23 protein-coding genes and 1 riboswitch are annotated in these 25,516 nt (G+C 51.6%); of the genes, 8 read left to right on the forward strand and 15 right to left on the reverse strand.

Annotated features, from left to right (window positions below; genetic code table 11):
* The 4 genes from IXB28_RS11610 to petJ form a co-directional block, all read right to left on the reverse strand.
* The coding region (locus IXB28_RS11610) for an nSTAND1 domain-containing NTPase (RefSeq protein ID WP_215618768.1) at positions 1 to 2,456 on the reverse strand (2,456 nt) is incomplete at its 3' end.
* A 224-nt stretch (positions 2,457 to 2,680) separates the two neighbouring features.
* Positions 2,681 to 4,537 (reverse strand): ATP-dependent zinc metalloprotease FtsH, encoded by a 1,857-nt coding sequence (gene ftsH / locus IXB28_RS11615; RefSeq protein ID WP_215618769.1) that lies wholly within the window; start codon positions 4,535 to 4,537, stop codon positions 2,681 to 2,683.
* 199 nt (positions 4,538 to 4,736) lie between these two features.
* Positions 4,737 to 6,335 carry an alpha-amylase gene (locus IXB28_RS11620; protein ID WP_215618770.1) on the reverse strand — a complete coding sequence of 533 codons (1,599 nt, stop codon included), beginning with the start codon at positions 6,333 to 6,335 and terminating at the stop codon, positions 4,737 to 4,739.
* A gap of 340 nt (positions 6,336 to 6,675) precedes the next feature.
* Positions 6,676 to 7,008, reverse strand: a complete 333-nt coding sequence (gene petJ, locus IXB28_RS11625) for a cytochrome c6 PetJ (protein ID WP_215618771.1) — start codon at positions 7,006 to 7,008, stop codon at positions 6,676 to 6,678.
* Positions 7,009 to 7,437: 429 nt separating this feature from the next.
* On the opposite strand from petJ, the gene petE reads away from it, so the two are divergent.
* Complete coding sequence (gene petE / locus IXB28_RS11630; RefSeq protein WP_215618772.1) at positions 7,438 to 7,842, forward strand: plastocyanin; 405 nt, start codon at positions 7,438 to 7,440, stop codon at positions 7,840 to 7,842.
* Positions 7,843 to 7,989: 147 nt separating this feature from the next.
* Here the strand turns inward: petE and IXB28_RS11635 are convergent, their stop codons facing one another.
* From IXB28_RS11635 to patD, 3 genes are all read right to left on the reverse strand, one after another.
* Entirely contained in the window at positions 7,990 to 9,621 is a 1,632-nt protein-coding gene (locus IXB28_RS11635) for a dipeptide ABC transporter ATP-binding protein (RefSeq protein WP_215618773.1), read from the reverse strand.
* 118 nt (positions 9,622 to 9,739) lie between these two features.
* Complete coding sequence (locus IXB28_RS11640; protein ID WP_215618774.1) at positions 9,740 to 10,309, reverse strand: TFIIB-type zinc ribbon-containing protein; 570 nt, start codon at positions 10,307 to 10,309, stop codon at positions 9,740 to 9,742.
* Positions 10,310 to 10,441: 132 nt separating this feature from the next.
* Positions 10,442 to 10,816, reverse strand: coding sequence for a heterocyst frequency control protein PatD (gene patD, locus IXB28_RS11645; RefSeq protein WP_215618775.1), 375 nt, complete (start codon positions 10,814 to 10,816; stop codon positions 10,442 to 10,444).
* Positions 10,817 to 11,413: 597 nt separating this feature from the next.
* On the opposite strand from patD, the gene IXB28_RS11650 reads away from it, so the two are divergent.
* A complete protein-coding gene (locus IXB28_RS11650; RefSeq protein WP_215618776.1) occupies positions 11,414 to 13,708 on the forward strand; it encodes a RelA/SpoT family protein in 2,295 nt (764 codons plus the stop codon).
* On the opposite strand, the gene IXB28_RS11655 is transcribed toward IXB28_RS11650, so the two are convergent.
* Positions 13,692 to 14,096 (reverse strand): VOC family protein, encoded by a 405-nt coding sequence (locus IXB28_RS11655; RefSeq protein WP_215618777.1) that lies wholly within the window; start codon positions 14,094 to 14,096, stop codon positions 13,692 to 13,694. The two genes, IXB28_RS11650 and IXB28_RS11655, sit on opposite strands and share 17 nt — an antisense overlap.
* Before the next feature lie 21 nt (positions 14,097 to 14,117).
* Entirely contained in the window at positions 14,118 to 15,503 is a 1,386-nt protein-coding gene (gene mnmE, locus IXB28_RS11660) for a tRNA uridine-5-carboxymethylaminomethyl(34) synthesis GTPase MnmE (RefSeq protein WP_326521023.1), read from the reverse strand.
* Positions 15,504 to 15,679: 176 nt separating this feature from the next.
* On the opposite strand from mnmE, the gene IXB28_RS11665 reads away from it, so the two are divergent.
* Together IXB28_RS11665 and IXB28_RS11670 are read left to right on the forward strand one after the other, a co-directional pair.
* The gene (locus IXB28_RS11665; RefSeq protein ID WP_326521024.1) at positions 15,680 to 16,207 is read left to right on the forward strand and encodes a DUF2062 domain-containing protein; all 528 of its coding nucleotides are present in this window, start codon (positions 15,680 to 15,682) and stop codon (positions 16,205 to 16,207) included.
* Positions 16,208 to 16,509: 302 nt separating this feature from the next.
* Positions 16,510 to 16,863, forward strand: coding sequence for a hypothetical protein (locus IXB28_RS11670; protein ID WP_215618778.1), 354 nt, complete (start codon positions 16,510 to 16,512; stop codon positions 16,861 to 16,863).
* 68 nt (positions 16,864 to 16,931) lie between these two features.
* On the opposite strand, the gene IXB28_RS11675 is transcribed toward IXB28_RS11670, so the two are convergent.
* The gene (locus IXB28_RS11675; protein ID WP_215618779.1) at positions 16,932 to 17,297 is read right to left on the reverse strand and encodes a single-stranded DNA-binding protein; all 366 of its coding nucleotides are present in this window, start codon (positions 17,295 to 17,297) and stop codon (positions 16,932 to 16,934) included.
* A gap of 363 nt (positions 17,298 to 17,660) precedes the next feature.
* Between IXB28_RS11675 and IXB28_RS11680 the strand changes: the two genes are divergently transcribed.
* The 3 genes from IXB28_RS11680 to mreD are packed head-to-tail and all read left to right on the forward strand — an operon-like array spanning position 17,661 to position 20,113.
* On the forward strand, positions 17,661 to 18,701 hold the full coding sequence (locus IXB28_RS11680; protein WP_036053271.1) for a rod shape-determining protein: 1,041 nt from the start codon (positions 17,661 to 17,663) through the stop codon (positions 18,699 to 18,701).
* Between the two features lie 43 nt (positions 18,702 to 18,744).
* Positions 18,745 to 19,539 carry a rod shape-determining protein MreC gene (gene mreC, locus IXB28_RS11685; RefSeq protein ID WP_215618780.1) on the forward strand — a complete coding sequence of 265 codons (795 nt, stop codon included), beginning with the start codon at positions 18,745 to 18,747 and terminating at the stop codon, positions 19,537 to 19,539.
* 16 nt (positions 19,540 to 19,555) lie between these two features.
* On the forward strand, positions 19,556 to 20,113 hold the full coding sequence (mreD, locus tag IXB28_RS11690; RefSeq protein ID WP_215618781.1) for a rod shape-determining protein MreD: 558 nt from the start codon (positions 19,556 to 19,558) through the stop codon (positions 20,111 to 20,113).
* Positions 20,114 to 20,152: 39 nt separating this feature from the next.
* Here mreD and IXB28_RS11695 read toward each other — a convergent pair whose 3' ends face one another.
* The 5 genes from IXB28_RS11695 to IXB28_RS11715 all read right to left on the reverse strand — a co-directional run bounded on the left by IXB28_RS11695 (position 20,153) and on the right by IXB28_RS11715 (position 24,087).
* Complete coding sequence (locus IXB28_RS11695) at positions 20,153 to 20,926, reverse strand: HAD family hydrolase (RefSeq protein ID WP_215618782.1); 774 nt, start codon at positions 20,924 to 20,926, stop codon at positions 20,153 to 20,155.
* 368 nt (positions 20,927 to 21,294) lie between these two features.
* Positions 21,295 to 21,750, reverse strand: coding sequence for a D-aminoacyl-tRNA deacylase (gene dtd / locus IXB28_RS11700; protein ID WP_215618783.1), 456 nt, complete (start codon positions 21,748 to 21,750; stop codon positions 21,295 to 21,297).
* Positions 21,750 to 23,006: a CobW family GTP-binding protein gene (locus IXB28_RS11705; protein WP_215618784.1), complete on the reverse strand. Its 1,257-nt coding sequence runs from the start codon at positions 23,004 to 23,006 to the stop codon at positions 21,750 to 21,752. Before IXB28_RS11705 ends, dtd begins: the two co-directional genes overlap by 1 nt.
* 88 nt (positions 23,007 to 23,094) lie before the next feature.
* Positions 23,095 to 23,526, reverse strand: a complete 432-nt coding sequence (locus IXB28_RS11710) for a tellurite resistance TerB family protein (RefSeq protein WP_215618785.1) — start codon at positions 23,524 to 23,526, stop codon at positions 23,095 to 23,097.
* A 138-nt stretch (positions 23,527 to 23,664) separates the two neighbouring features.
* The gene (locus tag IXB28_RS11715) at positions 23,665 to 24,087 is read right to left on the reverse strand and encodes a DUF4278 domain-containing protein (RefSeq protein WP_215618786.1); all 423 of its coding nucleotides are present in this window, start codon (positions 24,085 to 24,087) and stop codon (positions 23,665 to 23,667) included.
* Positions 24,088 to 24,129: 42 nt separating this feature from the next.
* Positions 24,130 to 24,237, reverse strand: a riboswitch (Glutamine riboswitch).
* A gap of 328 nt (positions 24,238 to 24,565) precedes the next feature.
* Here IXB28_RS11715 and IXB28_RS11720 point away from each other — a divergent pair.
* The gene (locus tag IXB28_RS11720; protein ID WP_215618787.1) at positions 24,566 to 25,453 is read left to right on the forward strand and encodes a 6-carboxytetrahydropterin synthase; all 888 of its coding nucleotides are present in this window, start codon (positions 24,566 to 24,568) and stop codon (positions 25,451 to 25,453) included.
* Positions 25,454 to 25,516: the final 63 nt, after the last annotated feature.

Genomic DNA, 25,516 nt, shown 5'->3' on the forward strand with positions numbered 1-25,516 from the left:
CCGCTATGGCCCTGGAGGGGTTCACCGATGGGATTGCCCTCGCGATCCCACAGCCGCAGCGTATTGTCAGCGCTGCCGGAGACAATACGATCCCCCTCCGGGCTAAAGGCCACCGCATTAACCAAGCCGCTATGGCCCTCCAGCGTTAGTCGCTCCCGAATTTTTGACCAGGCCCGCTGCAGCACATCCTGGGCCGGGGTTTTCACCGTCTGATTAAACCGCTGTAGGCTATCCCCCACCATATCCAGGGCTTCCAGGGTGGCCTCCACGGTGTATTGGCCAAAGTTGTTTAGCTTGTTGTTAACCCTATCGGCCCGCTCCTTTAGCTGAAGGGCGTCTAAAGTTCGCTGCAGTGCGGCAGCATTTGCCTGCTCTTGCTCGTCGCTCAGGGCAAAAAAGGATCGCAACTCGCCCTGGGGCAGCAGTGTCTCCCGCAACGGGGCGTCCAGCCCTCGCCATTCTTCTAGCAGTCCGCCCTGGAGCAGGTATTTTTCATTTTTGCCCTTACTCACCCATTCTTCTCGGGCGTCCTCTAGGCGCTGCACCAGTCGGCGCTGGTCCCGGTTTTCTTGCCGCCAGTGGGCAAAGCGCTGCCAGCCAGCCATCAATGCTTCGTGGGCAATATCCACATAGCCGCTGGTTTCATCACCGTCGGTGACCAGCAGCCGACCGGCAACAAACCCGTCGATTACATATTGAATGGTCTCTTTATCAACGTCGTTTGTTCCCAAAGCCAGCAATTCTGTCTTTAACCTGCGTCTGCGGGTATCCTTTTCATCTCGCCCAATGCGTACCAGGGCCAAACACACCTGCCGAATCCTTTTTTGTTCGGTCTCCAAGAGCTTTTCATACTCATCCTCCGCCCGTTTGTTCAGGGCTCCCTTCAATCCCTGCATTTGCCGATAGGCCGCTGCCGTTAGCAGCCGTTGTTCGACATCGCGGCACTTCCACAGTTCACTCAGGGCAAACTCCAACAATGGCAAGCTATTGGGTTCGGCTTCCACATCATTTAAAATCAGCTCCAGCAACCCAGGTCCAATATCGTATCCCTGGGTCTGGGCGGGTTTAACAATGGCATCATTCAGGTTTTGATCCTGCAATGGGCCTAAATACACCGTCTGCCGCTGCACTACTTTGGGCGGTTGCCCCGTGGCTAGCCACAGGTCCAAAAAGTCAGACCGCATGGTGGTCACAATCTTCAGGCGCGATTCTGGCAAATCACTTACGGCTAAAATTTGCTGAATAAATCGGCTCTGTTCATCCGGTAATCGCTGCTGTTCTTCAGTTTCTTTCTCTTTCCGCTGGGTAAATACCTCCTCAAACTGGTCCACCACCAGCAGTAACCGATCGCCTCCTGGCAAAGCATTGGCCCAAGCCACTAAGTCCTGATCATCAAAGATTTGGACTAACGTTTGCTGTTTTCGGCGAGGCATATGATTCTGGGTTTCGAGCCAGTCTTTAATGGCTCGCCGCAGTCGCCCCATGGGCTCATCATCTGGCTTCATGATCAACACCTGCCAGCCCCGTTCTTCTAGCCTGGGCAACAGTCCCGCCCGCACCACCGATGACTTACCCATGCCCGATGGTCCCACCACCGGTACAAAGTTGCACTGGTCAAGTTTTTGTCGCAGGTCAATCACCTCATCCCGCCGCCCATAGAAATATTCCTGGGTATCGCGGTCAAAGGCATAGAGTCCCTGGTAAGGGCACACATCCGGGGTCGTCTTTGCGATCTCTGGTACGGCTCTATAGCTCACCAGTTCCAAATCACCGCCATAGCCGTAGTAAATGGCCTCTTGCCCAGAGCGCTTTAAGCGCTCGGCAATATATTGATGCACGCTGAGCGCCGTGATTTTGGGTTCATCTTTGCGGCCCAGGGCGGCTAACAAGGCCCCAGTATAGATACTGTGGTCCTCAACTCGTTTGGCCCGGGCCACTTCAAAGCTGCGGCAGGCGGCACTGAGAAAATAGCCCTCTTGACTAAAGGCGGTGGTCAACCCTTTTTGCACCAGGGCCTGCTCAATAAAGTAACCACTGTGGCAACAGTCCAGCAGCATGACTAAACTGCTCAGATTCGCCTCGGCAATGAGCCCATTCAGGTCTTGAAACGGAATGGCTTTAGACGCACCAACAATTTGTTTATCGTCTAATTCGACCTGGCAATCGTAGGTGGAAAGATAGCCCTGTTGGCTGTATTTGCTTGGCCCCGCAGTAAACCCGTGCCCCGTAAAGTAAATCAGTACATCCTGGGTATTTCCCTGCTGGAGCAAAATCTTCTCCAGGGCGTTAAACAGCCGTTGTCGCGTAGCATTCTGATTTTGTAGTAACTCAATACTGTCAAAATTGCCGTGGGCCAACAGCAAATCGTGCACCGCCTGGGCATCACCGGCAGGCTTGGACAAATCCGTTAGATATTTGTACTCACCAATACCAACGATTAGGGCATATCGCTTCATTCCGGGACTACCATGCCTTGCAGTGTGCTTCTACCATACCCAAAGAAAACTGGATATATTCCGCATATTTTCCTTAAATCATGGCCAAAATCCCAGCTTCCGTAGGGGCATCCACAAGCCATAGCCCCCACAGGGGCTACCCCAACCCATACATACAAAATTGCCCCAGGCATATACCCGAGGCAATCTGTAACTATTTAAAAACGATGGTCATAACGGCAACCCTAAACCGCCATCGCCTCCAGCGGCTTCACCTGGGCCAACATCCCCCGCAGCGTTTCCCCTTCAATTACTTCTTCCTTCAGTAACTGCTGCGAAATCGTCTCCAGCAGCTCCCGATTGCTGCGCAAAATCGTTAGCGCCTGGTCATGGGCCGACTCCACAATGCCCTTCACCTCCGCATCAATGGCGCGGGCCGTCTCTTCGCTCATATTGCGGCGCGCATTGGGCATGCCACTATCCAAAAAGGAATTTTGCTGCCCCTTGTCGTAGGCCAAGGGCCCCAACACCTCGCTCATGCCGTAGGTGGTGACCATTTGCTCCGCCACTTCCGTCGCCCGCTGCAAATCGTTGGCGGCCCCGGTGGTAATGGAACCAAACACCACTTCCTCAGCGGAGCGCCCGCCTAGCAGGGTGGCGATTTGGCCCTTGAGTTCGTCGGCACTGCGCAAAAAGCGATCTTCGGTGGGTAGCTGCAGCGTATAGCCCAGGGCGGCCATGCCCCGGGGCACGATGGAGATTTTCTCCACCTGGCCACCGCCTTCCATCAGCGCCCCCACCATGGCGTGGCCCACTTCGTGGTAGGCAACGATTTCCTTTTCTTTTTCGTTTAGCACCCGGCTCTTTTTCTCTAAACCGGCCACCACCCGTTCAATGGCTTCGGCAAAGTCGGCCTGTTCCACGGCCTGGCGATGGTTGCGGGCCGCGAGGAGGGCGGCTTCGTTCACCAGGTTGGCCAGGTCGGCACCGGCAAAGCCGGGGGTGCGGGTGGCAATGGCGTTGAGGTCCACGGTGTCCCCCAGTTTTACTTCCTGGGCGTGGATTTCTAGAATGGCCTGGCGACCCTTGAGGTCAGGGCGGTCCACCAGCACCTGGCGGTCAAAGCGACCGGGGCGCAGCAGGGCCTGATCCAGAGTTTCGGGGCGGTTGGTGGCGGCCAGCACAATGATGGTGTTGTCCCCGGCGCTAAAGCCATCCATTTCGGTGAGGAGCTGGTTTAGGGTCTGCTCCCGTTCGTCATTGCCACCGTAGAAACCGCCGGAGGCGCGGGACTTACCAATGGCATCGAGCTCGTCGATAAAGATAATGCAGGGGGCCTGCTTCTTGGCTTGTTCGAATAGGTCCCGCACTCGGGAGGAGCCCACCCCCACAAACATTTCGATAAATTCTGAACCGGAAATGCTAAAGAAGGGCACCCCGGCCTCGCCAGCGACGGCTTTGGCTAGCAAGGTTTTGCCGGTTCCCGGTGGCCCCACAAGCAAAACGCCCTTGGGGATTTTGGCCCCGATGTCGGTGAACCGTTTGGGGGTTTTGAGGAAGTCAACGATTTCCACTAGTTCGGTTTTGGCTTCTTCCACACCGGCCACATCTTCAAAGGTGATTTTGGTGTCTTCGTCTTCCACATAGACCTTGGCTTTGCTTTTACCGATGGACAAAGCACCCTGGGGGCCACCGCCACGGGCTAGGAAAAAGCGCCAAACGGCAACGAAAATTAAAGGGGGTAGCACCCAGCTCAGTAGGCTACCAATCCACTGATTTTGGGCGGGCGGGGTGGCGGCAAATTCCACGCCGTTGGCTTCTAGTACATCCGGCAACTTCAGATCAAAAATTGGGGTGGTGGAATAGACGGCACCCGGGTCGCCTAGTTCGTTCTTCACCTGGTAGCGAATTTCGTTTTGCCCCACCGAAGCCTTGACCACTTCATGCTCCTGCACCTGGTGGATAAACATGCTGTAGGGGGTGCGAGGGGTGCGCTGAATGGGTAAAAAGATATTCAGCGACAGTACAACTGCCCCCAGCAGAAACAGTAGATTACTAATTTGGCGCGAGCGTGGCGGTCTTGGATCTTTGTTTACCGGCATATACCCTAAAGCTCCTTAGGAATGTATCCTTATGTGTCCTTAGCTTTAGCCTATCAATGGGGTCATAGAAAAAAACTGATTGAAAACCGTACTCCAACGGTCGGGTTTCCAACGTTTTCGGTGCTGCCATGGCCAACTTTATGCCGTGGTTTTGCTAATTTATGGTGTTTTTTGGCCCAGGGCAGCGTCAGCGCCCTGGCTAGAGCTGAGCGCCGATGTGCAAAGCGAGGGCGCGATAGGGGGGCACCTCAATTTGGGCGTTACCAGAACTGTCGACTTCAATGGTGGCAAGGTCGCAGCCGGGCACGGCATCGCTAACGCCCGCGGCATTAGCGGGTAGGTTTTCCTCGGTGGTTTCTGGGACAGCCAGGATATTGCAATAGACCCCGGCGGGCAATCCCGTCATTAGGGTTTGTTGCAACGCGACATCCTCATTATTAATGGCGACAAATCCGCGGCCTTCGCGGGCAAAGGCAATTTGGTTATGGCCGTTGTCCCACCAGTGTTCTACCGTGGGCACCCCCTGGGTGACGTTGTGAAATTCCACCATGTTGGCAATTTCGGGCCAGCGGTGTTCACACACCCAACCGTCATCGCAGGTAACGGGTAGGGTATTGCCTTGTTCATCGGCTGGGGGACCGACCGCTGTGCCCTGTTCTTTGGGCCACCAGTCATAGCTGGACATGACCCGTGGCATGCCATAGGGCCAGGCCAACATAAAGATATTGGCTAGGCGATAACGCACGCCGTCATCGGCTGGGGCGAAGAAGGTGAGAATGTTGCGATCGCGGCTGCGCTGGGTGATGTGGTTATCGGTAAATACCACGGCTTTGTGGCTGGGCATTAGGCCCCAGGCCTCATCCCCAAATAGCACCAGGTTTTTCAACTGTCCATAGCGCACCTGTTCGCCCAAATGACGACCATAGCCAAATTCAGTCACCGCACCATTGGTGAAATAGGCTTTGGGCCGAATGCTATCGGCCCCCTTGCCAGCCACGTCTTGATAGATAAATGGCCGACCACCATTGACATGGAACTGGGTGTTTAACGGTTGCAACTGTCGCAGAATCTTAGCGATGTGTTCTGGGGGAATGTGCTGGGCAGAATCGATCCGAAAGCCCGCCACGCCCATCGCCAGTAGCTCATTCATGGCATCTGCGATCGCAGTTTGCACCGCCTCGCTAGCCGTATCCAAATCCTGTTTTCCCAGCAGCTGGCACTCTTGCACACGCCAGGGCTTGTCGCCATAGTCGCTGGTTTCAATGTCACAGGGCTCATGGAAATCTTTGCGGTCATAGGGCACCGCACCATAGTCAAAGGTGGCCGCATCAAATTCACTGCCGCCAATCCCCTGGCCAGACCCGGCACTGGCCATGTGGTTAATCACCACATCGGCATACACCTTCACACCAGCCCGGTGGCAGCGATGCACCATGTCCTCTAGGGCCGCGCGATCGCCGCTGCGGCTAGAAAGCTGATAGCTCACCGGTTGATAGCGCTGGTACCAAGGAAAAGGCACGCTGCCATCATCAATGACGCGATGCTCGTGGGGTGGGGAAATTTGCACAGCACCATACCCCTTGGGGCCCAGCCACGCCTCACATTCCTGAGCAATGTCAGACCAGCCCCATTCAAATAGCTGCACAATCACCGTGCGAGCAGCCGGCAACGAACGCCCCCCGGCAGCTGGGGGCAATTGTGCCGCCACCTGACAGCCACCCACCCCGAAGGCCAGGGCCACCGCCGCCGACCGTCTGACATATTTAGCCAGACGCCTTGGAACTACCAAAGGATCCACTGAGAGCCGCCCGCGATCGCAGAGAAATTAGCCACATTACAGAAGACCATACGTATCACATAGCCCCCAACTAAAGGTTTACAAGACACTGCTCGCCAAGTATTTACCAGGATAAACGCCCGACTAGGCAAGTAGCATTTTTTACATTGATTACGATACCTGAACCAGGCTGCTTGAGATCTGTTTTAGACTTCGGGTCTTCTAGATTACCCAATACAAAAACCTGCTTCCAGGGGGGGAACACCCCTTAAAAACAGGTTAAACAGATAAATATTTAAACTTTGAACTCAGTGAAAATGATTACTCAGTTAAAGTTTTTTTTGTTAAAGGGCCAAGCAGATTACCAACCCTTATCAGACTGAGACAAAACATAGGCAGCCACGTTCTCGATTTGCTCAGGGGTCAAACGACCACCAAACGCAGGCATACCGCCATTGCCATTAGTCACCTGCGTAATCACAGCCCCAGGCGTATCCTTAGCATTTGCAACTAAGTCATCCTTTTTCAGGGTCTTAGCAGGGTTTACGGCATTACCACCGCCAATGTGGCAAGCGGCACAGTTCGCAGAAAATACTTGGGCACCAGCTGCCGCATCAGCTGCCATCGCAGGGGATGCAAACAAGAACACGGCACTCGATACGAACGCCACGATTGTAGCCAGAATAGATTTCATCGGGTACTCCTCTCAAAGTTCATCGATTTTGGTCAATTACGGTCAATAACTTAAACCTTGACCAAAAAGTATCGTCCTTATCTTTTTGAGGCTGCGTCAAACGACGGTGGGTCAAACATGAACAACTGTAAAGTTTCCATTGCCCCCATGGAGTGTCCTTGAGTCTCTACGTCAATTTTTAAAATCGGGGTAACAAAAACGATGAACCGCTTTTCTGACAACGGTTTTCAACCATGATTTTATCTGGATTTTCGGTGCGACCCAATTGCCCTAAATTTATGTCAATTAATTGAGCAACCGCTTCGTTCTTATCAGTCCGGCTTTTTTTTCTGTTTATTTACCTACGGAGACGGCAAGCATTCTAAAATAACTATGCAAAAGTAGCTGAGTATATTCAGCTACCCATAAATCAACCTTGAGAAAATCACCATGACCTTTATCAACCGCGCTTTGCGAGCCATCGGTGCACTGGTAGTTACCGCCGCATTGGTTTTCGCTGGCACTGTTTTCAATGCAGCTCCTGCTTACGCCACTGATCACACGGTTAAGATGGGCTCCGATGCAGGTCTGCTTCAGTTTGAGCCTGCTACTATCACCATCAAGTCTGGCGATTCAGTTACTTGGGTCAACAACAAGATGGCCCCCCACAACGTTATCTTTGACGAAGCCGCTGTTCCCGGTGGTAAGGCCGTTGCTGACGCCCTATCCCAAGACCAGCTAACCTTCTCCCCTGGTGAGTCCTACTCTTCCACTTTCAGCGACCCTGGTGAGTACAGCTACTTCTGTGCCCCCCACCGTGGCGCTGGCATGGTTGGCAAAATCATCGTTGAGTAAACGTGGGGCACCCACCGTGGCGCTGGCATGGTTGGCAAAATCATCGTTGAGTAATCTCCCACCATCAGACGTTGCTCATTAATTGAAAAAGTCAAAAAGCCGACCTGATATGGGTCGGCTTTTTGCTGGGTACTGATTTCATCGGGCCTATGGTTGCTTGGCCAGCAAGGGTGCCGCAGACAATAAACTCTTTGTATAGGGATGCTCGGGGCATTTAAACAACCGCTCGGTAGGGCCAATTTCAACGATTTTGCCACCGTTCATCACGGCAATGCGATCGCACAAATACCTGGCCACCCACAGATCGTGGGTAATAAATAAATAGGTCAGGTCCAGCTCATCCTTTAGCTCTAGCATGAGGGACAACACCTGGGCCTGGACGCTGGCATCCAGCATACTCACCGGTTCATCACAGATAACGAGCTTAGGCTTGGTAATCAGGGCGCGGGCAATGGCCACCCGCTGCTGCTGACCGCCGGATAAGTCACTGGGGTAGCGCTGGTAGTACTCCTCTGTGGGGGTGAGCCCCACCCGTTCTAACATGGCATGGACCTGCTGCTTGGCAGCGGCAGCATTGGCCAACCCATGAATCAGCAAGGGATCCGCAATCCCTCGCCCCACGGTCATCATGGGGTTAAGGCAGGCATGGGGATCCTGAAAAATCATCTGAAAGTTCCGCCGCTGGGCCTGGAGGTCAGGGCGAGACAGACCGACTAAATTTTGTCCCATAAATTCCACCTGGCCAGATGTGGGCGGAATAATCTGCATCAGGGTGCGGGAAAAGGTGCTTTTGCCACAGCCCGATTCCCCCACCAGGCCCAATACTTCACCGGGATGCAAATCGACGGAAACGCCATCCACCGCCTTGATGGTTTCCGGCGGTGTGCGGTTAAATAGCTTGGCCAGCAGACCTTGTTCAATGGCGTAGTGCTTTACCAGGTCCTGGACCCGCAATAGGGGAGCCGCCGTGGTCTCAACCACCGCCTCATCCGCGACATAGTTCTGTAGCTGGTGGGCGGCCTTGAGCAACCCCTGGGTATAGTCGGCCTGGGGCTGGTATAGCACCTGTTGGGTTGGCCCCAGCTCTACGAGTTTGCCCTGGTACATGACGGCGATGCGATCGCAATATTCGCCCACCAGGGCCAGATCGTGGGAGATCAAAATTAACGCCATGTCTCGCTCACGGCACAGCTGGGTGAGCAAATCCAAAATTTGGGCCGAGACGGTCACATCCAAACTGGTGGTTGGTTCGTCCGCCACAATCAACTTCGGATCGAGCAACAAAGCCAGGGCAATGGCCACCCGCTGCCGCATGCCACCGCTAAATTCATGGGGATATTGGCCCCAACGATTGGCCGGGATGCTCACCGACTCTAAGGTGGCAATGGCAATGTCCTTAGCCGCCTGTTTAGACAACCCAGACCGATGGGCGCGGAGGGTCTCAACACAGTGATCCCCAATGGTCATCAAGGGATCTAACCGGGTCATCGGGTCTTGAAATACCAAGGAAACCGCTTCTCCTCGAAAACGGCGAATCTCTTGGGGGGAAAATTCAAATACATCGCGCCCTTCAAACAAAGACTGGCCCTGGGTACGACTGCCTTGGGGCAAGAGTCGCAGGGCCGCTCGCCCCAAGGTGGACTTCCCACAGCCAGACTCCCCCACCAGACCTAGCATTTCCCCTGGCTGCAACGATAGGGACACATGATCCACAGCCCAAGTCGCTTGTTGTGGATAGGCCACACAAAAGCTATCAAGCTGCAACAAAGGAAAGGTCATAAAAATGGAGCGCAATACTTAACACATTCAACCCTTTGGGGGGCATTACATTCAACCCTTTGGGGCCTTTAACCCAGTAGGGGCCTTTAACCCCATAGGGGCAACGCATGCGTTGCCCCTACTTATCAAATCGCCGCATTAAATAGGCCACCCCAAAATCGCCATTGGGATGATCTTCTAGCAGTTTGGCTAGCTCAAATAACTTTTCGGCAATGTCAGGCCCTAGCTTAGATGCCGTCGCTGTGCGCTCGCGATATTCTGCTTCGGCAACACGCACTCGGCTTTGCCATTCATCCGTAAACAGCAATGGAATATAGGCATTTAGGCACAAGGTTTGCAACAGATCCCACTCGCCATCGTCCAGCCACATCCCCTTACAACCAGGACAGCGCTCAATAAAAAATGCTGTCTGGCTTAAGTTAATGCGCCCTCGCACCAAATAGAAGCCACAGCTCGGACAAAGACCAGCCCGATTGTCGTAGCGTGATGGCTGATAATCAACATCCTGGGTAATGGGAACCACCAGATTTTCTAGCTTTAGATCCGGATCGACATGGTCAACTTGCCAGGTCTGATAGTCGTCAGCCCCTAACCAGGAACCACTACAGGTAGGGCAGCTATGCGTTTGTAATCCATCCACTAACTGGCTTGATATCAATGCTTCTTGAGGATGTTTCGGACAACGCATCGTCCACGCAGGTAAGGAACAAAAATGACATGGTGGCTAGGTTGTGATCACGGGCCGTATCCACCCCAGTACTTTAGGGTCTCCTAGGAGCAAACTCAAGCTTTGCAAAGAAGCGTAAGCAACTTGTGGCAGTCACAATGCCCTTTCGGTAACTTCATCGGCCATTAGGGACTGCAAAAGCTGCACAAACCCTTGCAGTCTTTCAATTCGCTGCTGGAGCTGCTCAAGGCGTTGTTGGCGAGTGTCGCGTTGATGGGCAGATTTGGCAAAGTTTACTTCCACCACCAAAAGGCGCATGTCTCGATACATTTCGGTCGCGATCGCATCCCAGCGAGACTGCCGCTGCCCCACATCAGCGGCCGTGATCCGTATCCATACAGTTTGCTGAAAAAACTGCTGAAGTTCAGCGGCGTGCGACGCCATACCATCCTCCCCCAACAACTGCTGCAACTGCCCCAGACGGTGGCTGTAACCAGCAATTGCTTCCACGATCCCAACTAGCGCCATGGTAATGTCATATTTTAATAACAAAATGAGATTTCAATAAGGTTGATTTCCATCCTTTTTGCATACCTATACTCTTTTATATAAATCCATTACCGCTTTACGGCTAATAATCATCTCCACATATGGGTATGCGCCTGCCGCAATCGGTAATATAACCACAACGCTAGAGATCACCGACCGTTGCAGCTCCAAACGTTGGTTCATCTGCGAAACACACCTTGTGTTTTACAGAGCGCTTCTTCCTTGGAACCAGCAACAGCGATTATCAAGTTAAGAAAATTAGAATTTATTCTGGAAAGTCTGCTGGCAACAGCCCTGGGCTAAATTATTCCTTAGGCTAAAAATAGAAGATAAAACTTTCTTAGTCAGTCTTCTTGGGTCAGTGTAGGGATTACAGAATCGGTTTACTTGTCACAAGAGAAATTTTCTTAGGTTAATCGGATTGATTACGGGTCTTGCTTAATAGTCACACGCCTCCACTTTGAGGGCTTACTTACTCCATAAACGATTAACAACACGGATCGAAATGGGACCAGTAAATCTCCAGCGTGGAGTCAGCTTTGGCCTTTGTATTTATTCTCCTAACTTCTATCTACCATGACTTTAGCGGCCCCTGTCCTGCCAAACGATTGCCCCTTACCCACCTGGTTAAGGTCCTGCATTCTGGAACACAGTCAGCCAGTAGCAGAAGATGGGGAGAATAGTGCCCCCATAAAGCTGCCCAAAGATAATAACCAGCTTGTATGTCGAGCCTTTGCCTTCGCTTACCAGCTACATAAAGGGCAAATGCGGGCCTCAGGGGATCCCTATATAGCCCATCCCGTAGCTGTCGCCAATATCCTCCGCAGTCTTGGGGGCGACAGTGCCATGATAGCCGCTGGGTTCCTACACGATGTCGTAGAAGATACAGACGTCACAGCGGATGAAATCGAAGCTCACTTTGGCGCAGAAGTCCGCCAAATGGTAGAGGGGGTGACTAAACTTTCAAAATTTCAATTTAACAGTAAGACAGAGCGCCAGGCCGAAAACTTTCGGCGCATGTTTTTGGCCATGGCCCAAGACATTCGGGTGATTGTGGTGAAGCTAGCAGACCGACTGCACAATATGCGCACGCTACAGCATATGCCGCCAGAAAAACGGGTACAAAAAGCTCGCGAAACCATTGAAATTTTTGCCCCCCTGGCCAACCGACTGGGCATCGGTCGCATGAAATGGGAGCTAGAGGATCTGTCCTTTAAATATTTAGAGGACCACGCTTACCAGAAAATAAAAAGCCTTATTTCCGAAAAACGCACCGACCGAGAAACCCGCTTGCAACAAGTGGCCGGTCTCCTGGAAACCCACTTAGAAGCCGATGGGATCAGCTGCGTTGAAATTAGCAGCCGTCCGAAACACCTCTACAGCATCTACCGCAAGATGCAGCGCCAGCAAAAAGATTTTCACCAGATCTATGACATTGCGGCCATCCGCATTATTGTCAGCACCAAAGTTGAGTGCTATCGGGCCCTGGCGGTGGTTCACGACCGATTCAAACCCATACCAGGTCGATTTAAAGACTACATTGGCCTGCCCAAAGCGAACCGATATCAGTCCCTCCATACGGCGGTTATTGGGGAACAAGGACGGCCCATTGAAGTGCAGATCCGCACCATGGAGATGCACCACATCGCGGAATACGGCATTGCCGCTCACTGGAAATATAAAGAAACTGGCAATAGCAATACTAAGGTGAACGCCGAAGACGAGAAATTCACCTGGCTACGTCAGCTACTGGAATGGCAAAGCGAACTCAAAGACGCCCAGGAATATTTAAGTGACGTCAAGGACAATCTCTTTGATGAAGAGGTATACGTGTTTACGCCAAAGGGGGATGTCTTTGCCCTCAGCCAAGGGGCTACGACCGTAGATTTTGCCTATCGTATCCACACCGAAGTCGGCAATCACTGCGCGGGGGCCAAGGTCAATGACCGCATTGTCACCCTCGATACCCAACTCAAAAATGGCGATATCGTTGAAGTTTTAACCAACAAAAACAGTCATCCCAGCTTAGATTGGCTCAATTTTGTGGTTTCCGCCGGGGCCCGCAGTCGCATCCGACATTGGTACAAGCAGTGTCACCATGATGAAAATATGACCCGGGGCCATGCCATGTTGGAAAAAGTCATGGGTCGGGACGGTCTGGATTCTTTACTCAAATCGGCCCCTGCCCAAGAGGCCGCCCAGCGCAGCAACTATCCCTGTGTGGAAGACATGCTGGCGGCCCTGGGCTATGGGGAAATCACCCTGAACTCTGTGGTTAATCGCTTGCAGGAAGCGGCGAAGGAACTGCAACCAGTCGAAGAAATCGATGATGAGTCCCTGGCCGAACAAATCAACAATGACGGCGCTGTTGTGCGCACACGCTGGCGAGGCGAATCTAGCGGGGATGCATCGGACAGCTCCATCATGGGGGTGGAAGGCCTGTTACATCACATTGCCGGTTGCTGCAATCCGCTACCGGGGGAATCTATTTTGGGCGCGGTATCCATGGGCGCACGGGGAATTGCGATTCACCGCCAGGGCTGTCCCAATATCGCCTCTGTGCCCGGAGATCGGCTGATCCCAGTGCAGTGGAACGCAACCGATGCGGCGACGGGTCGCCCCCAAACCTATCCAGTCACCCTGAAAGTGGAAGTTATTGACCGCGTCGGTGTGCTCAAGGATATTTTGAGTCATCTGTCTGATTTAAAGATCAATGTACATCGGGCCACGGTGACCACATTCCCGGATCAAATTGCGGAAATTGACCTGGGCCTGGATGTGAAAAACCATGCCCACTTTGACCAAACCATTCAAAAGCTCAGAAAAATGACCGATGTGTTAAAGCTCAAACGCATCAGTCAGATGGACTAGGGGCCGATGTCTGATGCAAAATCAGGCGATTGCCAGCGGGGTCATAGGCGTAGATTTCTTGCCCGTGGCTAGCGTGGATAATTTCCCCTGGGGGCGGATAGCCCACATTGGTCAGGGTAGCGATCGCACCGGCTAAATCGTCCACCTCCAAGCAAATACTCATGCTGGCGGCCCCCCCCGCAAATTCTGCCCTGTGGTTAGAACTGGGTTGAAACAGGGCCAACTTGCAGCCGGGCAAACTAAATTCTGCGTAGCGGTTGGGCCTGTGGCTAGTGGGTGCCTGCTGGAAAAACGCCTGATAAAACGCAACCACCTCCGATAAATTTTCTGCAGCCAGGGTGATAAATGCGGTTTGAATGTTCAATTTTCCCTCGTCCCTAAAGTCCATGGACGGTGGGCAGCACCCACCCTACTTGCCAATGCAAAATCGGCTAAAAATTTCATCCAACATCGATTCGGTCATTTCTTCTCCGGTGACTTCCCCTAGCGCCCGGATAGCATCCCGCAGGTCAATAGTCCAAAAGTCTAGGGGCAATAGGGCGGCAATGGTGGATTGCACCTGGCGCAGGGCGACATGGGCCCGAGTTAGCGCCGCTGCCTGGCGTTGGTTGACGGCCAATTCGGTATTCGCCGCAGTCACCTGCCCCGCATTCACAATGGTCAAAATCGCTTGCTCCAAGGCATCAATGCCCTCCCCCTGGGCTGCGGCTGTTTTCACCAAAGGAACTGACAAATCCGGCAGAGCCACAGGTGGCCCTAGATCCAACTTGTTCACCACAATGATGTGGGGCTTATGGCGGATGGTTGCGTATAGGTCGGTTTCGGCCTGGGTCCACCCCACAGAAGCATCCATGGTGAGGAGCACCACATCCGCCGCTTGGGCCGCTGACTGGGAACGCTCAATGCCCATTTGCTCCACCTGATCGGTGGCATCGCGAATGCCAGCGGTGTCTAAGACTTGTACGGGAATTCCACCGACGACCAACTGGGATTCGACGACATCGCGGGTGGTGCCAGGCAGCGCGGTGACAATCGCACGATCGCTACGGCTCCAGGCATTCAACAAACTCGATTTACCCACATTGGGCTGGCCCACAATGGCCACCTTGAGGCCCGTGCGCAGCAGCTCTCCCTGGTGGGCCGTATCCAAAACCTGCGTCACATCCGCCAAGATGGCCCCTAGCTGTGCCTTCACCTCCCCTTGATCTAAGGGGGGCAGGTCATCGGCAAAATCAATGCGGGCTTCCACCTCAGCCAAAACATCCAAACAACGACTACGACAGTGACGAATCACATCCGTTAGCTTCCCTCGAATCCCAGCCATGGCCGCTTGGGCCGCCTGGGGCGACTGGGCTCCCACCAAATCGGCAATGCCTTCGGCTTGGGTCAGGTCCAGCCGCCCGTTGAGAAACGCCCGCAGGGTAAATTCCCCCGGTGTGGCCAGCCTTGCCCCCTGGGCAATACACAGCTGCAACACCTGCTGCACTGCCATGATGCCGCCATGGCAGTGAAACTCCACCACATCTTCACGAGTGTAGGAGCGCGGTGATTGCATCAATAGTAATAGGGCTTCATCCACCGTCGCCTGGGTCTCTGGATGGAGCACATAGCCATAAAGAATGCGGTGGCTCTCCCAAGCCTGCTGACCGGGGGCATGGAACAGCGTTTGCGCAATGGCTACAGCCGTCACCCCAGACAGGCGAACAATCCCCACACTGCCCTGCTGTGGCACAATGGCCGTTGCGATCGCAGCAATGGTTTCCCCCTGAATCACCGTTCCACCTTGACTGGACACCTATGCACGTTCCCCTTCAGCCATCTCAGTTTGTAACCATACCCTATGCCGCCTACTAAGCAGGACTATGGGGAATTGAATCAGCCGCCCATGTTGTCATAATTGATACTAGTAGGCCACTGAATCCTGGCCGGCACTCCGATTAAGATCGAATTACCCATAAAAGGAAATTTCCTGTGGCGGCTAAACCCGATGATTCTAAATATCCCAATAGCGTTAGACCTCTGGTGAGCCAACGTTCTCTACGCAAAAGGCGCACTAAATTCCGACGGCTAGTCAGGTATATCTACATTCGGTTTATTCGGCTGAGAAGCCATCCCCAAGCCATTGCCAGAGGGTTGGCAGCCGGTATATTTGCAGGCAGCTACCCACTTTTCGGCCTGCAAACATTGGTGGGAGTTGCGATCGCAGCGGCCATCGGTGGTAACAAACTCATCGCCGCCGCTGGCACTTGGATCAGCAATCCCCTCACCTACGTCCCGATCTATGCCTTTAACTACCAAATAGGTCGCTGGATTCTGCGGCAGCCGCTGGAAATCAGCATCAGCAACCGATCCCCTGAAGAATGGATGAACCTGGGCCTGGATATCACCATCGCGTTGATGGTAGGTAGTACAATTGTTGGACTATGTTTAGCCACCATTGGCTACTACAGCGGGTTGCATCTGGCCCACAGAGTTAAAACTAGCCGCAAAAAATATTAGACCAATAGGTAATAGAACCCAGCTGTCCTTTAGGTCATACCTAAAGATAGACCGAGAAGCAACAGTTTCTTGATAGAAGCCGCTGCCAATCAGCCACGTATTGCCAAAATGCATGTGATCAAAAGTAATTAAATGTAATCACGATTTCGACATTACTTTTGACAACCTTAGGCAATATGGATTACGGTTCGTTTATTAGTACTCGTCAATAATATTAGGTAGGATAATTCTATAAATCCTATTTTATTAGCTAGCTGGTTCATCTTGGCCGCACTACCAGAATCACCTTTTTTCAAAGTGAAATGTTCCCCAACACAGCTCGCCACACTATTAAGTACCGCATTAGCTGCCAACATAATTCACCTAAAACTACTCGCCTAACGTTTCGAGAAACAGCTCCTCGCAATCAAAACCGACTGAAGCCATATCTCTACGCAGCCAATTACACCGTTAGCAGCATAGATGATGCCTACCGATTGCTGCGAGATTATCTATATACCAACGGTGTCACGTCCGTGGAAAATCTCAATTTTCCCCATCGGGGCAAAATCGAAGTGATCCCAGGAGCCTCTTGGTGTGGCTCCCAGGCCAACATAAAGGTAGATGGAGATCCATCTGAAAATGACTCTGACAGAAGCGAGCGCTTAGCCAGCTAGGGCAAATGCCGAACTGGGCACCCACAGGCCTGCAGCGCCCGCTCCGTCAGAAAGATTGCTTGATTCGTCTAAAACTGGTCATCGTCATAGTTACTGGACATGGGAGCCGCATTGTCCCGTTTGGAACCTAGCAACTCTAGACGATCAACACGAATAACCGGGCTAGAACGCTGTGCCCCCGTTGAACGATCTTCCCAACTATCTAGCTTCAAGGCCCCGACAATACCAACAAGACTGCCTTTTTTGACGTAATTTGCAGCCACCTCGGCGTTCCGTCCCCACAGTTCTAAGTTGAACCAGTCGGGTTGCTCGCTATTGCGAGTGCGGCGATTTACTGCGATCGCAAATTTACACAGAACATTGCCCGACTCAAAATAGCGAACCTCAGGATCTCGGCCTGCACGTCCAACAAGATTGACAACATTTAAACTCATCGATCTCCACCAGCGAATAACGTATTAAATACTTTATACGGAAGATATGTACAGGCATCTAGGGTATCGTTAATCTTCGGCCAGTACACAGATTCCGTAAACAGTAGGCCAGTTTAAAAGCCCTAGCTAACTCTTTCGGTTAACAGTCTAAGACTGTGTAACCTTAAAGTAAGGTAGATACATAAACCAAGTGGTTCGGCTACTCTTCGTAAAAATTGTAAGCAAAAGTACGACGCTAGCCCGGACACTAAAAAAGCTTAAGGCGCAGACTGGACGAGTCTATACAAAACGTAATAGAATCCACAACGACCTACTGACCCATTTAATTGTTCTTACACAGCTCGTTTGGGGGCACGTCTAACAGTGAGTTTACTCGATCGCTTTTCATTCTCCCGTGATATGGGCATAGACCTGGGTACTGCCAATACCCTTGTCTATGTTTCGGGAAAAGGCGTTGTCCTGCAGGAACCTTCTGTTGTCGCCAGGGATAAAGATGGTAAACCCCTAGCCGTTGGCGAAGAAGCCAAGCGCATGCTGGGGCGTACCCCTGGCAATATCACCGCTCTACGCCCCCTGCGAGATGGTGTCATCGCTGATTTTGATACCGCTGAACTGATGCTGAAGCACTTTATTAAACGAGTGCACGAGGGACGTGCGTTAGGCATGCCCCGCATCGTCATTGGCATCCCCAGTGGCGTCACGGGTGTAGAACGGCGCGCAGTAATGGATGCCGCGCTGCAAGCAGGGGCGCGCATGGTTTATCTAATTGATGAGCCCGTAGCAGCGGCCATTGGTGCTGGACTGCCCGTAGCAGAACCCACGGGCAATATGATCATTGACATTGGTGGCGGCACCACCGAAGTGGCTGTCCTCAGTTTGCAAGGCACCGTACTCAGCGAGTCCGTACGGGTGGCTGGCGATGAACTCAGCGATTCAATTTCCCAGTACATGAAAAAGGTTCACAACCTAGTGATTGGTGAGCGCACCGCTGAAGAAATCAAAATCAATATTGGCTCCGCTTATCCCAGCCCTAACGATGGTGAAATCGTACTGGATGTTCGTGGATTACACCTACTCTCCGGTTTACCCCGCACAGTCACCGTAAAAAGTGCTGAAATCCGCGAGAGCATGGCAGAACCTCTGTCGGTGATCGTCGAAGCAGTTAAACGCACCTTGGAAAGAACTCCACCTGAGTTAGCAGCTGATATTATTGATAGGGGTATCATGCTTGCCGGTGGCGGGGCATTATTAAAAGGTCTTGATACACTCATTAGTCACGAAACTGGCATAGTAGTCCACGTTGCGGCTGATCCGCTCAGCTGTGTGGTCCTCGGAACTGGACGAGTCCTGGAAAACTTCAGCCAAATGGAGCGTGTCTTTAGTGCGCGTTCCCGTGATTTATAAGTCTCTGTAGACAAATAACGACTATTTTTATTGCAAATTAATTATGTTTGCACTCAGGCGCTGGTGGGATAGGCATGCAGCAAGGGCAGGTGTTGCTTCCCTTGTAATTGTCCTAGCGTGGGCCATGCGACAAAGTCAGGGAGCGTTTATTTATGAAATTTATCAGGTGCTTACATCCCCCCTGCATCCTGGATTAACCCAGGCAGAACGGCTAGAAAATGCCTATGTGCTGGAACTTCAGCAGCGGGTAATCGAGCTGGAAAATCAAAATCGGAGCCTGCGGGAAAATATTGACTACGCCGCCAACCAGGGCCAAGTAACCGTTGCAGCGGTGATTGGCCGTGGTGCTGATAATTGGTGGCAGCAGATTACGGTCAATAAGGGCACCAACGATGGCATTACGGAAGGCGACATGGTCACCGGCCCTGGGGGGTTGGTCGGCAGGGTCACCAGTGCTTCGGCCAACACTAGTCAGGTTTTACTGATTACGGATCCGGTTAGCCAAATGGGGGTGAAGGTCAGCCGCAGCCGTGCGTTGGGTGTGGTCAGGGGCAATGTTGACGGGCGCGTGGTGATGCAGTTTTTCGAAACCACCCCGGATGTTAAACCTGGGGACGTAATTGTGACATCGTCCTATAGCCGACTCTTTCCCCAAGGGGTACCTGTGGGCCGCATTGAAAGTATGGATTTGAAAAAGAGTCCAGCACCTGAAGCGGTGATCCAACTTTCGTCACCCCTCAGTTTTTTAGAGTGGGTCACTATCCACCCCTTCGAAGCAAAGACCGATGTCAATGCTCCACCGGCAGAAATCGCAGACGATAGTTCCACGACGCCCTAGCTAGCCCCCAATTGCTATGACCACTTCTAAGGGGAAGTCTCAGCTATCTGATTTCCAAAAAACCTGTCTCAACATTGCCATTGTGTTGGGATCGGGGTTGCTATGTTTGCTGCTCTCACCGATGCGATTTCCGGGCATCGAGCTTTTGGGGGTAGCCCCCAATTGGCTACTGATTTGGGTCGTGATTTGGAGCATTCACCATCCCATTGTGGACGGCGCGATCGCAGGTATCGTCCTAGGCCTTTTGCAAGATGGCCTCACTGGCCCGTTTCCCACCCATGCCCTGAGCCTGATGATAGTGGGCATGCTGACTGCGCGTCTCCAGCGGCAGCGCCTGATTCAAGAAAATGTAGTGCTCGTAGCCTTTATCGTTTTTGGCATGGCGGTAGTTGCTGCCACAACTATGGCCTTGCAAATGAGTCTCCGCCATCTCCTATGGCCCAATTCACCCTATTTAACGCTTTGGCAAATCTGGCGCACCCATCAGCGCGTCGCCCTCAGCTCAGCCATCCTTAGCAGCCTGTGGACCCCTGCCATCTACTACCCATTGCACCGCTGGTGGAAGAGCCTATAGGCCCTAACCAGCGCTCCTAGGCCGCCTGCAAGCGCGCTCCTAGGCCGCCTGCACAACCTGCTGCATACAGTGGCTTTGAACAGCCTGGAGTAAATTAGAGACAATCTCAGTAGGCTGATAGCGGGTCAAATAATCCTGGCTACGGATACCGCTGGTCACAGCCACAGTGGTAATTCCGGCTTGCTGCCCGGCAATAATATCGGCCTCAGTATCCCCAATCATGCAAGTGGGGCTGGTCTGATATCCCTGGCTTTGCTGCGCCGTAATCGCTCGCTCTAACAGGGCAACCTTTTGTTCTGCACGATTTAAGTGGGCCGCATTAATATCAGAGGCACCAAAAATTTCATCAATGCACTGACTCAAATCGTGGGCTTGCAAAAAAGCTTGCACCTGTCGCGGGTGGCGCAAGGTGACAATCACCAGCCGGATCCCCCTAGCCTTGAGCTGACGTATGGCCGCATCAGCCCCCAGCTGCAACCCATCCCACTGAAGCAAATGGGGATGATTAACAATGCGCTGCACCTGACCCAACAAAGATTCGACTAAGTCACTGGGCACACCAGAACGAAGCGCAATCTCCACATCCGCCACACGGTTGCGCTTCATGGACCAAAACTGATTTTTAGACAGAAGCTGCAGCGGCAGATCGGTACCATGGTCTTCTCGATAACTAGCCTGAAGCGCTGAGAGACCAAGTTTATAGGTGCGGTAGTAGCGTTCTGAGACATCAACAATAGGCCCGTCAAAATCGCAGAATAATACTTGTTCAGACAGTTCTTGAAACGAGGACATCTGATTATGAATGCGCAACATGAGGAGGATGGGATAGTCGTATTTCGATATGGTTTCTATAAAAACTAGCTAGCCCGCTTAATGTTTCTTTACCTTATCAAGGGAACCCGGAAGTTACACCACAACATTAAGACAAAATAAAGTGTCACAGTTCCTGAACTAAAGGCGCAATGACTCTTTCCACTAGAGAATAAACGCGACAGATTGTCCCCTAGACAAACCAATATGCGGAAAACTACATAGTGGTAAAAATTTGAGTTTTATAACAACCATAGTACCGATGTCACTATGGTTTTATCGGCAAACAAAGGCTGAACCAAGCATTCTACAGATTATCTCAACCTCCAATCAGTAACGGTAAAACGACAAGTACAGCAGCTGTCTTAGGCTTAAGACTGCCCAGCATTTCGCTCCAAAATCAACGTTACTGGGCCTTCATTCTCAATGTTGACTTGCATGTGGGCCCCAAACTTCCCAGTTTCCACAGACAATCCACTGCGCTGTAGTTTAGATACAAATTGGTCATAGAGCTTTACGGCCTGAGTGGGCGCAGCGGCTGCACTAAAAGATGGACGCCGGCCTTTTTGGCAATCGCCATACAGGGTGAACTGGCTAACCACCAGGAGCGATCCCTGGATATCCTGCACCGATAAATCAAACCGGCCTGACTCCGATGATGGAAAAAGCCTGAGGGATAGACATTTTTGAACCATCCAATCGAGTTCTGCCTCAGTGTCCGTCGCCGCAATGCCAACTAATAAATTTAAGCCCCGACCAATGCGACCCACTAACTCGCCATTCACCATGACGTGGGAGGATAAAACCCGTTGAATGATGACCCTCACTAACTGCCAAAGCCTCGACCGCGGGCTTTGGATTCAACGCAGAAACAATTTTCAATTTCAGCTTTTAACGCATCATGGTCAAGATTCTGACCAATTAAGACTAGCTGCGTCTTACGGGGACGGTTGTTCCACTCTTCATCCTCTAAGGAAAAGCGCTTACCGCTGAGGTGAAATACGTGACGCTTTTCACTTTCGTCGAACCACAAAATTCCCTTAGCTCGAAAAACGTTCTCAGGCAGCTTGTTATCTAGGAAATATTGAAATTTGCGAATCGCTAGGGGCTGATCCCGCACAATCGAAACGGATGTGAACCCATCCACATCTAAATGAGAGTGGCTGTGGTCATGCTCGTGGTCGTGCTCACAATGGCCATGATCGTGATCGCAGTTGGCATGATCGTGGTGGTCGTGTTCAGCATGGCTATGCTCGCCATGGCTATGGTCGGTATGATCGTGTTCAGCATGACTATGCTCAGAATGGTCATGTTCAGCATGACTATGGTCGGTATGATCGTGTTCACCATGACCATGGTCGGCATGGTCGTGTTCAGCGTGGCTATGCTCTGCATGATCATGCTCTTTGTCAGCAGTCGACTCAAAATATTGATCTGACTCAAACAAGCCGACACTTAAAATTAACGGCAACGGCACTTGGGACTGTGTAGTTCGTAAGATTCGGGCCCCTTCTTTAATGTCGCGAACCTTGACCTCCAGTAGATCTAGATCGGCTTCATCAACCAAATCGGACTTATTGAGCAAAATGATATCGCCATAGGCAATTTGGTTGTGGGCAGCCTGGCTGTTAAACAGATCCACGCTGTAATTTTCGGAATCCACCAGGGTAACAATGGAGTCTAGCCGCGTTAGATCCCGCAGTTCTGTGCCCAAAAATGTGAGCGCCACCGGCAACGGATCGGCCAAGCCTGTGGTCTCTACCACCAAGTAGTCAATTTTATCCTTCCGCTCTAGGACTTTATAGACTGCCTCTAGCAAATCGTTATTGATGGTGCAGCAAATACAGCCGTTGCTCAGCTCCACCATGGTGTCATCGCCAGTGGTGATCAGCAGATCGTTATCGATGCCAATTTCACCAAACTCGTTCACGAGCACCGCCGTTCTCACACCTTCTTGGTTGGTCAAGATGTGGTTCAGCAGGGTGGTTTTACCACTTCCTAAAAAACCGGTAATGATGGTCACCGGCAATCCGTGTTTGGAGTCATCCATCTGCTTTGATGGGGCTGATACGGCAGCAGTCATAGAGGTTAATTGTGGGTTGGATTAGCTTTATTATCTCGTACTTATCAGATAATGATGTTCAGACTTAATTGAAGTAAAAGTTTTTACTTCAACCGCGATTTTTGATCGTCATCACCTCAACAATGGTGAGCGCTTGCTCACTAGGAATCTCTAAAATACGATGCAAATCGTCTAAAAAGGCTTGCTCTTGAGGGGTAACGTTGCCATCTGCTAAGACCAGATCAGTCGCTAGAGCAAACGCCGTGGGCTTGAGTTCTACGGGCAAGACGGCATTGGCGGCTTCTACTAAGCGACTGGGGCTATACTGCTGCAGCTTTTGCAACAGGCCATCCTTCATGCGGTTCACCATCTCGGATGAATAGCTTTTGAATAGTCGCATGCGGCTGAGCAACATATCCATTTCGCGGCTTTCTTGGTTGGAGAGATAGCCGTCAGCTGCGATCGCAACCAAGCAAATGGCCGCCAGAGCTTCTGCCGGGCTTAACGCTAACGAATCCGGCGATGGATCAAACAGTCCCATAGCACCCCTACAACTAACTCTTGGCTCAGAATATCCCAAGACTATTGAGAAACATCATGAAAATAAAAAGGAGAGACTGAATCAGCCTCTCCTTAACTTACTCTAGCCACAAACTTAGGGAACTATGCGGATTGACCGCTAAGCCATCTGCCGCATTTCATCTTCCAACTGCTGTAGCAAGTTGGAGTTACCCTGCTCACGGGCGATCGCAATGCGACGCTCCAACGAACGCTGAATACTATCGCTATGGCTGCGAGCAGAGTGACGCAACATCTGACGACGCTCATCCATCAAAGGCGTAAGCTGTGCCAGCTTGCGCTGAAAAGCTGAAAATACAGAATTAGACTCTGCAGCAGAAACCGATTGACGCTGACCATAGCGATCGGTTTTGTAGGCAGCGCCACGGTAGGTTAACCCTGTTTGAGACTGGGGAAAAGGCACGTGACCCACATAGGTATAACGATGGGTTCGGCCACGATAGTTACAAAGAATATCGCTTTCAGAAACCTCTAACATAGGCGGGTTGTGGTCGTATTCGACACCACGGTAAGTCAGTTTCATAAGTGTGTCTCCTCTTGAAATATGCACTAATTAAGTAGGGATAGTGCGTTCCTTCAGGTAGACCAATACAACCTATGGGACAATGGCTGTAGCGGACACCTTACTTCCGTCTCATCGCCGAATAGGGACGAATTCATGGAGATGAACGAGGATGTGTTCTGTATCTATTTTTACCGTTTTCAGCTTAAATTATCAACTCCTGATATTTCTGATTAGAAATTCTAAACAGTAGTCTTATCAAGCCTTTTGCCGTTTTCTCTCAGTAAAATGACTGAAAATTGTGTCAAAACTTCATAACTTTTCAAGCGACTACTACTAGTCAAGAATCTTCGGTTTCAGATGTTTCCCTTTCACCTAAGAGCCTGCCATAGGAAGTCATACAGGCCATTGTTTGCACCATAGACCCACGGCCATGGTCTATGCTGAAGAAAAGCGTTTAATAAAAGTTAATATTCGTTTTGCTCTTCTTGTTCCTGCTATGAAATGCACTATCAACCGTCGGGCTCAATTTTCCGCCAGCCATCGCTACTGGCTGCCCGAACTCAGTGACGTGGACAATCAAGCCAAATTTGGCCGATGTACTCGCGCCCCTGGTCACGGTCACAATTATGAGCTGTTCGTCTCTATGGAAGGAGACTTGGATGAATATGGCATGGTGCTCAATTTATCCGATGTCAAAAAGGTCATTAAACAGGAAGTGACCGAGCAGCTAGATTTTTCCTACCTCAATGATGTTTGGCCCGAGTTTCAGATTGACCGTTCCGGGGCCGGACTGCCGACCACGGAAAATATCGCTCGAGTTATTTGGCAACGTTTAGCCCCCCACTTGCCCATCACCAACGTTCAACTATTTGAAACCTCTACCCTCTGGGCTGATTACCAAGGAAACGACATGGAAGCTTATTTGACCATCTCCACCCACTTTAGTGCCGCCCATCGTCTGGCATTACCCACACTCACCCTTGAGCAAAATAGTGAAATCTATGGTCTCTGTGCCAGGGAAAATGGCCATGGCCACAACTATCACCTAGAAGTCACGATCAAAGGCAAAATGGACCCACGCACAGGCATGATTGCCGACCTGGTGGAGTTTCAAAATGCGGTCAAAGCCCATGTGGTTAAACCCTTTGACCACACTTTTTTGAATAAGGACATTCCCTACTTTGCAGAAGTAGTCCCCACCGCTGAAAATATTGCTGTGCACATTCGTGACCTGCTGCGCCAACCCATCCAAGAAATCGGTGCCAGCCTACATAAGGTCAAGTTGATTGAAAGCCCCAACAATTCGGCTGAAGTTTACTGCGAGGAACCAGCAGAGTCGAATGTTGAGCAAGCCATGAAAACACCGGAATTAGCGGCGGTTTAAAGCTGTTAGAACCTGGAATGGGTAGCTAGTGTAGCGTCAACGCTAAAAAGTTAGGGTTGAGAT

Source organism: Leptothoe kymatousa TAU-MAC 1615, assembly GCF_018739865.1.
Lineage (GTDB): Bacteria > Cyanobacteriota > Cyanobacteriia > Phormidesmidales > Phormidesmidaceae > Leptothoe > Leptothoe kymatousa.